This is a genomic window from Paenibacillus sp. Marseille-P2973 (assembly GCF_018101095.1).
In the GTDB taxonomy this organism is placed as follows: Bacteria; Bacillota; Bacilli; order Paenibacillales; family Paenibacillaceae; genus Fontibacillus; species Fontibacillus vini.
The window spans coordinates 37,990-51,212 of the sequence record NZ_JAGQEH010000001.1 but is presented as its reverse complement, the minus strand read 5'-3'; the positions used below and the strand labels follow the sequence as shown (position 1 = coordinate 51,212).

General features: G+C 52.0%; 15 protein-coding genes. All 15 read left to right on the top strand.

Features of this window, described 5'->3' with window-relative positions; translation table 11 throughout:
* The first annotated feature begins 10 nt into the window (after positions 1-10).
* The 15 genes from spoIIIAE to dxs all read left to right on the top strand — a co-directional run bounded on the left by spoIIIAE (position 11) and on the right by dxs (position 13,199).
* Complete coding sequence (spoIIIAE, locus tag KB559_RS00280; RefSeq protein WP_211019600.1) at positions 11-1,204, top strand: stage III sporulation protein AE; 1,194 nt, start codon at positions 11-13, stop codon at positions 1,202-1,204.
* Between the two features lie 34 nt (positions 1,205-1,238).
* Entirely contained in the window at positions 1,239-2,057 is an 819-nt protein-coding gene (gene spoIIIAF, locus KB559_RS00275) for a stage III sporulation protein AF (protein ID WP_211019599.1), read from the top strand.
* A gap of 19 nt (positions 2,058-2,076) precedes the next feature.
* Positions 2,077-2,721 carry a stage III sporulation protein AG gene (gene spoIIIAG / locus KB559_RS00270; protein WP_211019598.1) on the top strand — a complete coding sequence of 215 codons (645 nt, stop codon included), beginning with the start codon at positions 2,077-2,079 and terminating at the stop codon, positions 2,719-2,721.
* Positions 2,722-2,752: 31 nt separating this feature from the next.
* A complete protein-coding gene (locus KB559_RS00265; RefSeq protein ID WP_211019597.1) occupies positions 2,753-3,565 on the top strand; it encodes a SpoIIIAH-like family protein in 813 nt (270 codons plus the stop codon).
* Between the two features lie 209 nt (positions 3,566-3,774).
* Complete coding sequence (accB, locus tag KB559_RS00260; RefSeq protein WP_211019596.1) at positions 3,775-4,257, top strand: acetyl-CoA carboxylase biotin carboxyl carrier protein; 483 nt, start codon at positions 3,775-3,777, stop codon at positions 4,255-4,257.
* 59 nt (positions 4,258-4,316) lie between these two features.
* Positions 4,317-5,660 carry an acetyl-CoA carboxylase biotin carboxylase subunit gene (gene accC / locus KB559_RS00255; RefSeq protein WP_211019595.1) on the top strand — a complete coding sequence of 448 codons (1,344 nt, stop codon included), beginning with the start codon at positions 4,317-4,319 and terminating at the stop codon, positions 5,658-5,660.
* Between the two features lie 128 nt (positions 5,661-5,788).
* The gene (locus KB559_RS00250) at positions 5,789-6,196 is read left to right on the top strand and encodes an Asp23/Gls24 family envelope stress response protein (protein ID WP_211019594.1); all 408 of its coding nucleotides are present in this window, start codon (positions 5,789-5,791) and stop codon (positions 6,194-6,196) included.
* Positions 6,197-6,275: 79 nt separating this feature from the next.
* Positions 6,276-6,818: an alkaline shock response membrane anchor protein AmaP gene (gene amaP / locus KB559_RS00245; RefSeq protein WP_211019593.1), complete on the top strand. Its 543-nt coding sequence runs from the start codon at positions 6,276-6,278 to the stop codon at positions 6,816-6,818.
* Positions 6,819-6,829: 11 nt separating this feature from the next.
* Positions 6,830-7,063 carry a DUF2273 domain-containing protein gene (locus KB559_RS00240; protein ID WP_211019592.1) on the top strand — a complete coding sequence of 78 codons (234 nt, stop codon included), beginning with the start codon at positions 6,830-6,832 and terminating at the stop codon, positions 7,061-7,063.
* Positions 7,064-7,268: 205 nt separating this feature from the next.
* A complete protein-coding gene (gene nusB, locus KB559_RS00235) occupies positions 7,269-7,724 on the top strand; it encodes a transcription antitermination factor NusB (RefSeq protein ID WP_211019591.1) in 456 nt (151 codons plus the stop codon).
* Positions 7,725-7,759: 35 nt separating this feature from the next.
* Complete coding sequence (gene folD / locus KB559_RS00230) at positions 7,760-8,617, top strand: bifunctional methylenetetrahydrofolate dehydrogenase/methenyltetrahydrofolate cyclohydrolase FolD (RefSeq protein ID WP_211019590.1); 858 nt, start codon at positions 7,760-7,762, stop codon at positions 8,615-8,617.
* Between the two features lie 93 nt (positions 8,618-8,710).
* On the top strand, positions 8,711-10,039 hold the full coding sequence (xseA, locus tag KB559_RS00225; protein WP_247681521.1) for an exodeoxyribonuclease VII large subunit: 1,329 nt from the start codon (positions 8,711-8,713) through the stop codon (positions 10,037-10,039).
* A complete protein-coding gene (gene xseB, locus KB559_RS00220; protein WP_211019588.1) occupies positions 10,014-10,271 on the top strand; it encodes an exodeoxyribonuclease VII small subunit in 258 nt (85 codons plus the stop codon). Before xseA ends, xseB begins: the two co-directional genes overlap by 26 nt.
* Positions 10,264-11,175: a polyprenyl synthetase family protein gene (locus KB559_RS00215; RefSeq protein WP_211019587.1), complete on the top strand. Its 912-nt coding sequence runs from the start codon at positions 10,264-10,266 to the stop codon at positions 11,173-11,175. The genes xseB and KB559_RS00215 overlap by 8 nt, the downstream gene beginning before the upstream one ends.
* Positions 11,176-11,288: 113 nt before the next feature.
* Positions 11,289-13,199 (top strand): 1-deoxy-D-xylulose-5-phosphate synthase, encoded by a 1,911-nt coding sequence (gene dxs / locus KB559_RS00210; protein WP_211019586.1) that lies wholly within the window; start codon positions 11,289-11,291, stop codon positions 13,197-13,199.
* Positions 13,200-13,223 lie beyond the last annotated feature (24 nt).

Here is a 13,223-nt window from a genome sequence, read left to right as displayed (position 1 = left end):
TGGGACAAGAATGAAAACGAAGGATTCCGAATGGCGGCTAAAAACAATGTTCCTGATTATCTTCGGCTTTCTGCTTCTCTGGACGCCCGTCCGGGCGATGGCTGAAGGTCCGGCCGGGGATTGGATGCAGCGCCAGGCGGAGGAACTTCCCACCGATCAGGTGGAGACGTACTGGCAGAGTTTGATGAAAGATTACGGCGGGTTCTTCCCGGACGGGAACATGCCTTCCTTTATGGATATGCTCTTTTCTCAGGATCAAGGTTTTTCGGTGCAGTCGGGATTGACGGGGTTGCTGCGCTACATGTGGCAGGAGGTGCTGTATAACGGACACATTCTCGTGACGATCGTCCTCCTCTCCGTATTCAGCATGATTCTCGAAACGCTCCAATCCGCTTTCGAACGCAATCAGGTCAGCAAGATAGCCTATTCGATCTGCTACATGGTCATTCTTGTTTTGGCCATAAACAGCTTTAATGTAGCGATAAAGTACGCTACCGGTGCGATTACCGGCATGATCGACTTTATGATGGCGATGGTCCCTCTATTGTTCACACTGCTGGCTTCCATGGGAAATGTGGTGACCGTGTCGGTAACACATCCGCTTGTCGTCTTCATGGTGCATACCGTCGGCACGGTAGTTCACTCCGTCGTGTTTCCGATGTTGTTCTTCTCTGCTGTGCTTCACATCGTGAGCTCCTTGTCCGACAAATATAAGCTGACTCAGCTCGCCAACATGCTGCGGACCATAGCGATGGCATTGCTCGGCATATTGCTGACGGTGTTTCTGGGAGTGATCTCGGTCAAGGGCATTACGGGTTCTGTAGCCGATGGCGTCACACTGAGAACAGCTAAGTATCTTACCGGCAATTTTGTTCCGGTGGTAGGTAAAGTATTTGCGGATGCAACGGATACCGTTATCTCAGCTTCCCTTCTTGTCAAGAACTCCATCGGGCTTGTCGGAGTGATCATCCTGCTATTCCTCTGCGCCTTCCCGGCGATCAAAATCCTGACGCTGGCGCTAATTTTCAATCTATCGGCCGCCGTTATGCAGCCGCTGGGAGGATCGCCGATCGTAACCTGCCTCGAGACGATAGGAAAAAGCATGCTTTACGTGTTTGCGGCGCTGGCGGCGGTGGGAATGATGTTTTTTCTGGCGATTACGATCATGCTTACGGCCGGCAATGTCACGGTGATGATGAGATGACCCGGAAAAGTTCGGGCGAGGATGTGAATGTGGAGTGGACTTTCTAGCGGAATGGCTGAAAGAAATTATAATCGTAGTTTTGATTGCAGTGTTTATCGATTTGCTGTTACCGAACCGCGCGATGGAACGGTATGTAAAATTTGTGGTCAGCTTGCTGATCTTGTTGACCCTGCTGTCTCCGGTCCTGCGAATCTTCTCCTCCGACGCGAAGCAGAAGATTGAAACCGCATTTGCGGGCAGCTGGAACGACCAGGACGGCGGGAATACTGCAAACAGCACAGAAGCAATCCTTCTACAGGGAGAGCAGCTTAGAAAGCAACAAGAAGCGGAAGCCCTGCAGTGGGCGGGCGAAGAGGCTGCGAGGCAAATGAAGGAACAGATAGAGCGGACAACGGGACAGCCGGTGGAACGGGTGACGGTTACTTTGACGGAAGAGAAGGCTGCTTCAAAGAAGGATGCTGACACAAAAACGGAAGGGACCGGGCCTTCTATTAAGCAAGTGGAAGTCGTCATGAGAGAGGTCTCGGAAGGATCGGAGCAGGCCGAAGCCGTTGAAAGCCGAAAAATCGAGATACAGCCCGTTGAGAAAGTGAAAGTGGATATTGACGGTGGTTCCGAGGGGTCCGTCAATCCAAGTGACAGCAAGAATTTGGATCCAGTGACAGAAAGCGATGATATTCAGGCCAGCGAGGCAATGGCCGAAACGGAAAACGCCATATCATCGAACCGTGAAGATCAGCTCGAGCAGCGGCAACTCCAGTCCATCCTGGAAGGGAAGGTCGAAGAGCTGCTGTATCGGGAATGGGGAATATCCCCGGAATTCGTTACCGTAAAGAGCGGAAACGGGAAATAACGTAAAGGGGGTGAGGCTGATGCCGGGATGGCTTAAGAAACTGGAGCAATGGATCGGCAAAGGCGCTGATGGTAAAAAACGGAGCCAGACTTTTCGTTTGCTGCTGATCGTAGGCCTGATAGGGCTGGCGATCATGCTGTTCAATTCTTTTGTCAATGTGAAACGGGTGGAGCCCGGCGGGGAGGGGAGAGAGCCTCCGGTTATGCAGGAAATGCCGGATTCAACCTTTGCCGGGGGCAGTCCGGATGACAGCTCCTTCTCAAAAATTGAACTTTCCTTGGAAAGCAAAACGAAAGAGATATTGGAAAAGATCGTTGGCGTCGGCGCAGTCGATGTGATGGTCACGATCGATTCCACGGAAGAGATCATCGTCCAGCGCAATATGAAAGATACCCAGGAAATGACGGAGGAGACTGACGCGGACGGTGGGAAACGAAATGTCACTCAGTACTCCCGCGATGGCCAAATCGTCACTTACGACGCCTCCGGGAATGAACAGCCCATCGTAACAAAGAAGATTAAACCTAAGGTCCGAGGGGTGCTGATTGTTGCCAGGGGCGCCGAAAACAAGACCGTCAAAGCATTGATTGTCGATGCCGTCGAGAAAGGGCTGAATGTTCCGGCTTACCGGATTTCCGTCGTTCCGCGGAAGCAAGCACAATAATATCCAATCTATTTATTAGGAGGAATATTCAATGAGATCGAAAAGACAAACGGTATGGCTGGTATCTATGCTTAGTTTGATGGTGGTTTTATCCGCATACTATCTCTTCACCGAGGACAGCCCGGCGAAAAATCAGGCAGCCGACGGCAAACAGGTGTCCACCATGGATAAGGGGATGACTCAGGAAACAGTAACTGACAGCGGCTTAGGCCAAGATGGAGAAGTGATTCTTTCGGAAGTCGTTACCGATGGCGAGCAAAGCCCGGTTATCACGGACGAAGAAGCCGCCACGGATCCTGTTGCAAATTCCGGGGGCGCTCCAGACACTGAAAAAACTGCCGATAGCTCAGATCCAGGCAAAGACAGTGCCGTAAAAGAATCGGATGGCAAAAAGGAAGAAGCGGCTGGGAAAGATGGCGATTCCTCCACTGCCGGAAATACGGGCACCGGTGATGAAGATGTGCTGAAGCAGCTGGAAACGCAGGGGGTAACTGCGACAGATTCTCTGACCGCTTATCAGTTCCAGCGTAATGCCGAGAACATCAAAAAGCAGGATGAATTGGTGCAAGCGATCAATGACGGAAGCAAAACGCTGGAAGAAGCGGCTATGGCTCAAAAAGAACTCAGTGCATTAGAAGAACGAGAAGAAAAAATATATTCGATCGAAGAAAAATTACAACAAAAATACGCGAATGCCGTTGTCGAAGAAACGGATAACAAATATAAAGTGCTTGTCGTTAGCGAAAAATTGGAGGCTAAAGACGCAGTAGGCATTATGGACCTGGTTATCAAGGAACTCGGCGTTTCCCAAGATAAAGTCAGTGTCCAATATATAACGCAATAGTGAACATTGGGCGGTAAATACAAGAATATCGAATAATGGCGACATGCGAAAACCGTGTCGTATGGAGAAGAGTCCAAGGAAATCTTGGACTCTTTCCATTTTAGTCGATTGTGATATAATACATAAAGTTAAGTGATGGGTTACTTCAAAATGTTTGATTTGAGAAGGCCAAGGCTTTGTTTGAAAAAGCTGAAGGAGTGAAAAAGCACATGTTTAAATTGGATGAAATCAAGGAATTGATTGAACTGTTGGACAAAACGTCCGTGCAAGAACTTGAAATTGAGAACGAAGGCGCTCGTCTATGCATTCGGAAGCCTATCAAGACCGAATTGGTCCAAGTGCAGCCGACGGTTGTTTCCGGAACCGCGCCTACAGCAGTACCGGCGGTATCGGCTCCGGCAGTAATTACAGAGCCCGAAGCAGCTGTAAGTCCTGGGGAAAAGGCAGCAAACCTACATACGATTGTGTCCCCAATGGTTGGAACGTTCTACCGGGCAGCATCTCCAGACGCTAATGCGTTTGTGAACATCGGAGATAAGGTAGGCGAGAAAACGACGGTTTGTATTATTGAGGCGATGAAGCTGATGAACGAACTGGAAGCCGAAATCAAAGGCGAAATTACCGATATTCTCGTAGAGAACGGACAACTCGTCGAATACGGACAGCCTCTCTTTCTGGTGAAGCCGGAGTAATTTGCGTACCTGCGGCTGCTTAATGAAGCGCGGTTAGCTTTCAAGGAGGATGGGAACTAGTGAAATTTCATAAAATACTGATTGCGAACCGCGGCGAAATTGCGGTTCGAATTATTCGTGCATGCCGCGAGCTGGGGATTTCCTCCGTCGCGGTATACTCAGAAGCGGACAAGGATTCTCTCCATGTCCGGCTCGCGGACGAAGCGTACTGCATCGGCCCGACCTTATCAAAGGACAGCTACCTGAACTTTACGAATCTGATGAGCGTGGCCACGTTGACGGAATGCGACGCCATCCATCCGGGTTACGGATTTTTGGCTGAAAATGCGGACTTCGCGGAAATTTGCGGCTCCTGCAACATCACCTTTATCGGTCCGTCTCCCGAAGCGATCACCAAAATGGGTGATAAAGCGGTGGCGAAGCAGACGATGAAGGAAGCGAACGTTCCGGTCATTCCGGGTTCCGACGGATTGGTTGACGATCTGGACCAAGCGATGGCGGTAGCCCGCGAAATCGGTTATCCGGTCATCATTAAAGCTACGGCCGGTGGCGGCGGTAAAGGCATTCGTATTGCCGAGGATGAGGAGTCGCTGGTCAAGCAGATCACGACGGCTCAACAAGAGGCACAAAAAGCGTTTGGCAATGCCGGTGTCTACCTGGAGAAATTTTTGACGGGTATGAAGCATGTCGAGATTCAAATTATAGCCGATAAGCACGGGAATGCTGCTTATCTTGGCGAACGGGACTGCTCCGTGCAGCGACGTCGCCAGAAACTGGTCGAAGAAGCCCCTTGTCCGGTGCTCTCTCCCGAAAAGCGTAAAGAAATGGGCGAAGCTGCCGTACGGGCGGCGCTGGCGGTAAATTACTCCGGTGCGGGTACGCTTGAGTTTCTGCTTGGTCCGGACGGCCAGTTCTACTTCATGGAAATGAATACGCGGATCCAGGTTGAGCATCCCGTTACGGAAATGGTCACTGGAATCGACCTTATCCAGGAGATGATTTCGGTTGCCGAAGGCAATCCGCTTTCCTTTACACAGGACGAAGTCAAGCTGAACGGCTGGTCGATCGAATGCCGGATCAATGCGGAGGATCCTTCCCGCAATTTCATGCCTTCTCCGGGCAAAATCGGATTTTACCTCGCTCCTGGCGGACCGGGCGTTCGTGTTGACAGTGGGGCTTATCCGGGATATACCATCTCGCCATACTATGATTCCATGATCGCGAAGCTGATCGTATGGGGAGCTACCCGGGAAGAAGCGATTGCCAAAATGAAGCGGGCTTTGGCCGAATTCGCCATTGAGGGAATTCATACCACCATTCCGTTCCATCAGAAATTGCTGAAGCATCCCGTGTTCCTAAAAGGGGATTTTGACATTAAATTTTTGGAAGAACACGAGATTTAGAAACAAGTCTTCCGGTTTGTCATAATGACCCCGAAATGATATAGTATTTATAATAAGTGCGCGGTCTTTAGCTGTAAAATTGAGAGCTATAAAGGGAGCGTCATACTTATTGAGAGGTGGATGATAGAATGAGTTCTTTACCTACGGAATTCGAACGGACAGAGATCGGCGAGATTCAAATCGCACCTGAAGTGATTGAAGTAATTGCAGGTCTGGCCACCGTCGAAGTAAAAGGTGTAGCGGGCATGAGCGGCGGCTTTGCCGGCGGTATTGTCGAGCTGCTCGGACGGAAGAATTTGTCCAAAGGCGTCAAAGTGGAAGTAGGCCAGAAAGAAGCGGCCGTCGATGTATCCGTTATCGTAGAATACGGTCACAGGCTGCCTGAAGTGGCTACGGAAATCCAGCTTAACGTCAAGCGTTCTATTGAAACAATGACCGGGCTGACTGTGGTGGAAGTCAACGTACATATTCATGACGTTATTTTCAAAGCAGCGGAACGTAACGAAGAAATTGAATTGAGCCATCGGGTGAAATAATACCTGGCACCAAACCCCCGACCTCCGCGTCAGGGGTTTACTATAGTTTCAGACATTTGATAAGGGGGCTGTTCCCGTCGTGGCCAAAATTTTGGACAGACTTCTGCTGTTTGTATACAGCTTGAGTATCGCAATACTATCCGTATTAGCCATCCTTCTGCTTACGGATACGGTACCTTTTTCCCTAAGCAGTCTGGAGGAAGACAAAGGTCTTTTTATTGCGACAATTGTGGTTTCTGCGATCCTCTTCTTAATCAGCATCCGGTTCTTCTACATTTCAATTCGCCGCGACCGGCGCTCGCTTACGTCGATTGATCAGCGGACCGAATACGGCGATATTCAGATTTCCACCGAGACGATCGAGAATCTGTCCTATAAAGCGGCATCCCGCGTACGTGGCATCCGTGAAGTGAAAACGAGAATCCGGATTACGGAAGCGGGTCTGGACATTATGGTCCGGGCGATGGTTGACGGCGATTCTTCCATACCGGCCTTGACCGAAGAAGTGCAAAAGCAAGTTCATGATCATGTAGAGGAAATTACGGGGATACCGGTGTCTTATGTGTCGGTGTATATTGCGAACCTTGTCCAGTCGCCTGTCATGAAAAGCCGGGTTGAATAGGGGGAAGCGCCGTGTTTTGGAAGCAGTTGTGGGAGAGTCACAGGGGGCGCCTGCTCGGGCTGGCGGCGGCCGTGTTTTTATGCCCGATCTATCTGTTTTTCGGATTTTGGAACATGATGTTCTGCGCCCTCTTACTGTTTGTCGGGTATACCGTCGGCAAGTACAAGGATTTGGACCAAGGGTCCTTCTTGCCATGGGGGGAACTGAAGAACTGGCTGGCTTCGCGCTGGCGCCCATTTAAATGATTCCTGTGATATGCTTTCTCCGGAAAAAGAGCACCGTCTTCATCTTGCCCGTTTTGTGGAGAGAGCATGTTACAGGTTTTTTTGCGTAATGAAGGCCGTTGTAAATTTTCAGAAGGCTCATCTTTTTAAAATAAGGAAATTGTGATGATCCAAGCGTTTTTGGCTCATCATTAAGATAGGTTCAACTTAATCAAGGAGGCAGTCCATGAAACGGAGATTGGCGAGAGAAATTGCGGTGCAAAGTTTGTATCATATGGAAATGAACGAGGTTGAAGCTGAGGAAGCGGTGACGATGCTGTTGGCCGAAGCGGCCGGCGAGAATGAGGGAGAAGTCGAGGTTACCGATTTGACCGGGGCTAAAGCCAAGGATTTCATTTTGGAGCTCGTGAACGGAACGTGGAGCCGGAAGGAAGCGATCGACGGACTGTTGTCCGATTATTTGAAAGGCTGGCAAATCAGCCGCTTGTCCAAGGTTGATCGTCAAGTACTCCGTCAAGCCGTGTATGAAATGATTTTCCGTGATGATGTTCCCGGGAAAGTAGCGGTGAATGAAGCGATTGAGCTTGCCAAACATTTCGGTACAACGGAGTCCGGCAAATTTGTCAACGGTGTGCTCGGTAAGATGATACAGGACTTGGATCAGCTTAAGGCCAAGATCTAAACATATATAAACAAGCCATAAAAGGAGAGGATATCATGTCAGCACCACTCATTAACGGTAAACAAGTTTCGGAAGAGATCCGGGGAGCGCTTCGCGGCGAGGTCGAGCTTCTGACGAAGCAGGGATTAACCCCTGGTCTCGCGGTTGTTCTCGTCGGGGAAGATCCGGCTTCTCAGGTATATGTCCGGAATAAAGAGAAGGCATGTCATGACCTCGGCTATTACTCGGAGGTTCATCGTCTGTCTGCATCGACGACCCAAGAAGAGTTGTTGGCTCTTGTGGACAAGCTTAACCGCCAAGACAATATTCACGGCATACTCGTGCAATTGCCGCTGCCTAACCATATAGATGAGAAGTCTGTGATCAATGCGATTGCTGTGGAAAAAGACGTAGACGGCTTCCATCCAGTGAACGTCGGAAACCTCGTGATCGGGGACGACAGCCTGCTGCCGTGTACACCGGCAGGAGTGATTGAGCTTATCAAACGGACAGGAATTGAAATGGCCGGAAAGCATGCCGTAGTTATCGGCCGCAGCAATATTGTCGGCAAGCCGGTATCCCTTCTTTTGCAGCGGGAGAACGCCACGGTGACGATGTGTCATTCGCGGACGGCCAACATGAAGGAATTGACGCAGCAGGCGGATATTCTAGTAGTGGCAATCGGGCGGGCCAACTTTGTTGACGCGTCGTACGTGAAGCCCGGTGCTGTGGTTATCGATGTGGGCATGAACCGTTTGGAGAACGGCAAACTGGCCGGCGACGTGGATTTTGAATCCGTGAAGGAAGTTTCCGGTCCGATTACGCCGGTACCTGGCGGTGTGGGCCCGATGACGATCACGATGCTGATGCAAAATACGCTGATCGCGGCAAAACGGTTAGGCGGGCTGGCTTAGTAAGAACATTAGGACCCAGGCCAGAGCGGAAAGGGGGAAAGCCCCGTGGAACAGCGCGTTTTATCCATCAAAGAATTGAACCGGTACATCCGGATGAAAATGGAGTCGGACACCTTATTGTCCGAGGTGTGGATTCGCGGCGAGATTTCGAATTTCACGCACCACTCGAGCGGACATATGTACTTTACGTTGAAGGATGAAAGCAGCCGGATCAAGAGCATCATGTTCGCGACGCATAACCGGCGGCTTCCTTTCATTCCGAAGGAAGGCGCCCGGGTAATCGCCCGGGGGAACGTCACGGTTTACGAACGGGACGGCCAATACCAGTTCTATGCGACGCATATGCAGCCGGACGGCATCGGCAGTTTGTATCTGGCTTACGAGCAATTAAAGAACAAGCTGGAAGCCGAAGGTCTGTTTGCACCGGGACGGAAGCGGGCGTTGCCGCGGTTTCCGCATGTGATCGGCGTTATTACATCGCCGACCGGAGCGGCTGTCCGCGACATTCTTACGACGCTGCAGCGCCGTTATCCGCAGGCTTCCGTCGTCCTGTACCCGGTATTGGTGCAGGGGAAGGGAGCGGCTCCTTCGATCGTCAAGGCGATCCGGACGATGAACGAGAGCGGCGAGGCCGACGTCTTGATCGTCGGCCGGGGCGGCGGCTCGCTGGAAGAGCTGTGGGCGTTCAATGAAGAGCCGGTCGCGCGCGCGATTTACGAATCGGAGATCCCGGTCATTTCGGCGGTGGGGCACGAAACGGACTTTACCATCGCCGATTTCGTCGCGGATTTGCGCGCCGCTACGCCCACCGCCGCCGCCGAGCTCGCCGTGCCGCACACGGCCGAGCTGAAGGCGCAGCTGCGCCAGCGCGAGCAGATGCTGCAGCAGGGCTTGCAGCATCGCCTGGCCCAGGCGCGCGAGCGGCTCCGCCGGCTCCAGCAGTCGCCGGCCATGCGGCAGCCGCAGCGGGCGCTGCTCCAGCACGCGGAGCGGCTGGATACGCTGAAGACGCGGCTACAGGCGCGGATGATGTCCCGCAAGGAGCTGACGGATGCCCGGCACGGCCGGCTGCATCAGCGTCTGCTGCGGTACCATCCGCAGGAGAGCTTGCTCTTCGCGAAGCGTCGCCAGAGCGAAGGAGACCGGCTGCTCCGCCAGGCGATGACCGCCCTCCTGCGGGACAAATCACAGCAGCTGACGTCCGGAATCCGTCAGTTGGATATGTTGAGTCCTTTGAAGGTTATGGGACGGGGATACAGCCTGGTGTATGACGAGCAAGGCAAAAAGCTGATCAAATCGATGAATGATGTGGAACCCGGCGATATGGTGAAGGTTAAAGTCACCGACGGGGAACTGGATTGCCAAGTATGGGGCATGCGGAAAGGAGCAGGTGACGATGGCGGAGGAACAACAGGGTCTTAATTTTGAAGAGGCGATGAATCAACTGGAAGATATCGTTTCCCAACTTGAGCGGGGAGACGTGCCGTTGGAACAGGCGATCGATCTGTTCCAAAAAGGTATGCAGCTGTCACAGCTTTGCAGCCAGAAGCTGTCACAGGTGGAGCGCAAGATCGAAATGATCGTGGAAACGGACGGAGAGATCACCAAGAAGCCGTTCAATTCTTTGGCAGAGGAGAGCGATTCGCTTGGATAAGGCTTCGGGTACTTCGATTCAAAGCTATATCGGAGAGATTTCGGGGCTGGTTGGTTCCCGGCTCGAGGAGTTTCTGCCGGGAGCCTGGAACGTACCTGAACGGCTTGCGAAGTCGATGCAATACTCACTGATGGCCGGGGGCAAACGGCTGCGGCCGTTGCTCGTCGTTGCCGCGGCGGAGTCGCTGGGAGCGAGCCGTGAGGCTGCGCTGCCCGTCGCCTGCGCCGTGGAAATGGTACATACCTACTCGCTGATCCATGATGATTTACCGGCAATGGATGACGATGATTACCGGCGCGGCAAGCTGACGAACCATAAGGTGTTCGGGGAAGCAATGGCGATCCTAGCGGGTGACGGACTGTTGACCCATGCTTTTTACAGTGTCGTTCAAGCCTCGCGCCAGTATGGAATCAGCGCCGAAAGCGTTCTGTCGATCATTGAAGAACTCGCCGTATATGCCGGACCATCCGGTATGGTAGGCGGCCAGGTTGCGGACATGGAAGGTGAACAGGGACTTACCGATCTGGAACAGCTTCGGTATATCCACGAGCATAAGACCGGGGATCTAATCGTCTTCTGTTTGAAGGCCGGAGGCCGGATCGCGTCAGCCTCGGAAACGCAGCTCGCCGCACTCGAAACGTACGGGCGTTCGATCGGTCTCGCTTTTCAAATTCAGGACGACATTCTGGATCTTGTGGGCGATGAGACCAAGCTCGGCAAAAAAACGCAGAGCGACGTGAAGCAAGGAAAGGTTACCTATCCTTATTTTATAGGCCTGGAGGCATCTCGCGCCGAAGTGGACCGGTTGACCCGCTCCGCCAAAGACGCGATAACCGAAGGTAACATTCCGAACCCGGATCATCTGCTGGCCATCGCCGATTATTTATTGCAGAGAGATCATTAATGGGGTCATTTTCGACAATTCCGGATCATGTGCTATAATAAAGGCTATTATCAACAAGTTTATGTTTTAAACTTACACAGACAGAAATCCATATAGGAAAGCGGGGAATTTGGGTGCTGCTTTCGCAAATTAAAGGGCCCGGCGATTTGAAGTCATGTTCGATTGAGGAATTGACTCCGCTTGCGGCCGAAATTCGCCAATTTTTAATTGAAAAGCTCTCAATCACGGGTGGACATTTAGCTCCCAATCTGGGCGTGGTCGAACTGACCATCGCGCTGCATTATTGTTATAACAGCCCGCAGGATAAGTTTATTTTCGACGTAGGCCATCAGGCTTACGTGCACAAAATTTTAACCGGCCGGATGGACCGTTTCGATACGCTGCGGAAGCAAAACGGACTTTGCGGCTTTGTGAAGCGTTGCGAGAGTGAGCATGACGTCTGGGAAGCCGGTCATAGCAGCACTTCTTTGTCGGCGGCCATGGGTATGGCTTTGGCTCGTGATCTTAAAGGTGAGCAGCACAAAGTGGTAGCCGTTATCGGAGACGGAGCGCTTACCGGAGGCATGGCCTTCGAGGCACTGAACCATATCGGGCACGAAAAGAAGGATCTCATGGTGATCCTGAACGACAACGAAATGTCGATCGCGCCTAATGTCGGCGCCATGCACAATTATTTGACCAAAATCCGTTCGGACCGCAATTATTTGCGTGCGAAGGACGAAGTGGAACAATTGCTCAAGAAGATTCCTGCCATTGGCGGCAAGCTGGCGAAAACGGCGGAAAGAGTAAAAGACAGCCTGAAGTATTTGATGGTATCAGGCGTGCTGTTCGAAGAGCTCGGGTTCAAGTATTTAGGACCGGTCGACGGGCATGATCTTCCGGGGCTTATCGACTCTTTTAATCAGGCTAACAATGTTAAAGGCCCTGTACTTGTTCATGTACTGACTACGAAGGGCAAAGGATATACGCCTGCGGAGGAAGACTCCTTTAAGTGGCATGGGATTACTTCCCCGTACAAAATCGAATCGGGCCAGCTGCTGAAGGCCGTTGGAAATCCAATGTATACCGAGGTATTCGGGGAGACGCTGATCGAGCTGGCCGAACAGGACGACCGGATCGTTGCGGTAACTCCGGCTATGCCTGGGGGCTCCGGATTGGTTAAATTCGGAGAGCGGTTCCCTGGACGAATGATCGATGTAGGGATCGCCGAACAACATGCGGCCACGATGTGTGCCGCGATGGCGCTGGAAGGGATGAAGCCGGTCTTTGCCGTGTATTCCACCTTCATGCAGCGTGCATATGATCAGATCGTTCATGACATCTGCCGTCATAATGCGAATGTCATGTTCGCCATCGACCGGGCAGGATTTGTCGGAGCCGATGGGGAAACGCATCAGGGCGTTTTCGATATCGCCTTTTTGCGCCACATTCCGAACATGGTACTCATGATGCCAAAAGATGAGAATGAACTGCGCCATATGATGAAGACGGCTCTGGAATACAACGACGGGCCGATCGCATATCGGTACCCACGCATCAATGTTCCTGGCGTTCCGCTGGACGAGAAGCTGGTTCCGATTCCAATCGGAAGCTGGGAAATGCTTCGCGAAGGGGAAGGGCTGGTCATCATGGCCGTTGGGCCGATGGTTCAGGTCGCCGAGGAAGCCGCCGAGATGCTGAAACGGGAAGGCATTCAGGCCGCGGTGGTCAATGCCCGGTTCTTGAAGCCGCTGGATGATAACATGCTGCTGAGTCTGGCTCGTCGTCCCGGAAAAATGATCGTACTGGAAGAGGCGTCCCAAGCAGGCAGTCTGGGCAGCGCGGTGCTGGAATTTTATGCGGAGCACGGACTTTCAGGTCTCGATATCAGCCTGATGGGAGTTCCGGACCGATTCATTGAACACGGAAGCATCAAGGAACAATTGCAAGAAGTCGGTCTGACGGCGGAGAATGTTGTCGGTGAAGTTCTTAAGTACCGCTCCGGCCAGCAGTTTGCATTCGGCAAAAAAGCGAAGCCTTTTTAAGCTAAACGAGATATGAAGAACCAT

Excerpts from the sequence above, each read along its gene's own strand:
- accB (WP_211019596.1), top strand. The coding sequence starts at position 3,775 with ATGTTTAAATTGGATGAAATCAAGGAATTGATTGAACTGTTGGACAAA.
- xseB (WP_211019588.1), top strand. The coding sequence starts at position 10,014 with ATGGCGGAGGAACAACAGGGTCTTAATTTTGAAGAGGCGATGAATCAA.
- xseA (WP_247681521.1), top strand. The coding sequence starts at position 8,711 with ATGAAAATGGAGTCGGACACCTTATTGTCCGAGGTGTGGATTCGCGGC.
- KB559_RS00265 (WP_211019597.1), top strand. The coding sequence starts at position 2,753 with ATGAGATCGAAAAGACAAACGGTATGGCTGGTATCTATGCTTAGTTTG.
- spoIIIAG (WP_211019598.1), top strand. The coding sequence starts at position 2,077 with ATGCCGGGATGGCTTAAGAAACTGGAGCAATGGATCGGCAAAGGCGCT.
- spoIIIAE (WP_211019600.1), top strand. The coding sequence starts at position 11 with ATGAAAACGAAGGATTCCGAATGGCGGCTAAAAACAATGTTCCTGATT.
- KB559_RS00250 (WP_211019594.1), top strand. The coding sequence starts at position 5,789 with ATGAGTTCTTTACCTACGGAATTCGAACGGACAGAGATCGGCGAGATT.
- folD (WP_211019590.1), top strand. The coding sequence starts at position 7,760 with ATGTCAGCACCACTCATTAACGGTAAACAAGTTTCGGAAGAGATCCGG.
- nusB (WP_211019591.1), top strand. The coding sequence starts at position 7,269 with ATGAAACGGAGATTGGCGAGAGAAATTGCGGTGCAAAGTTTGTATCAT.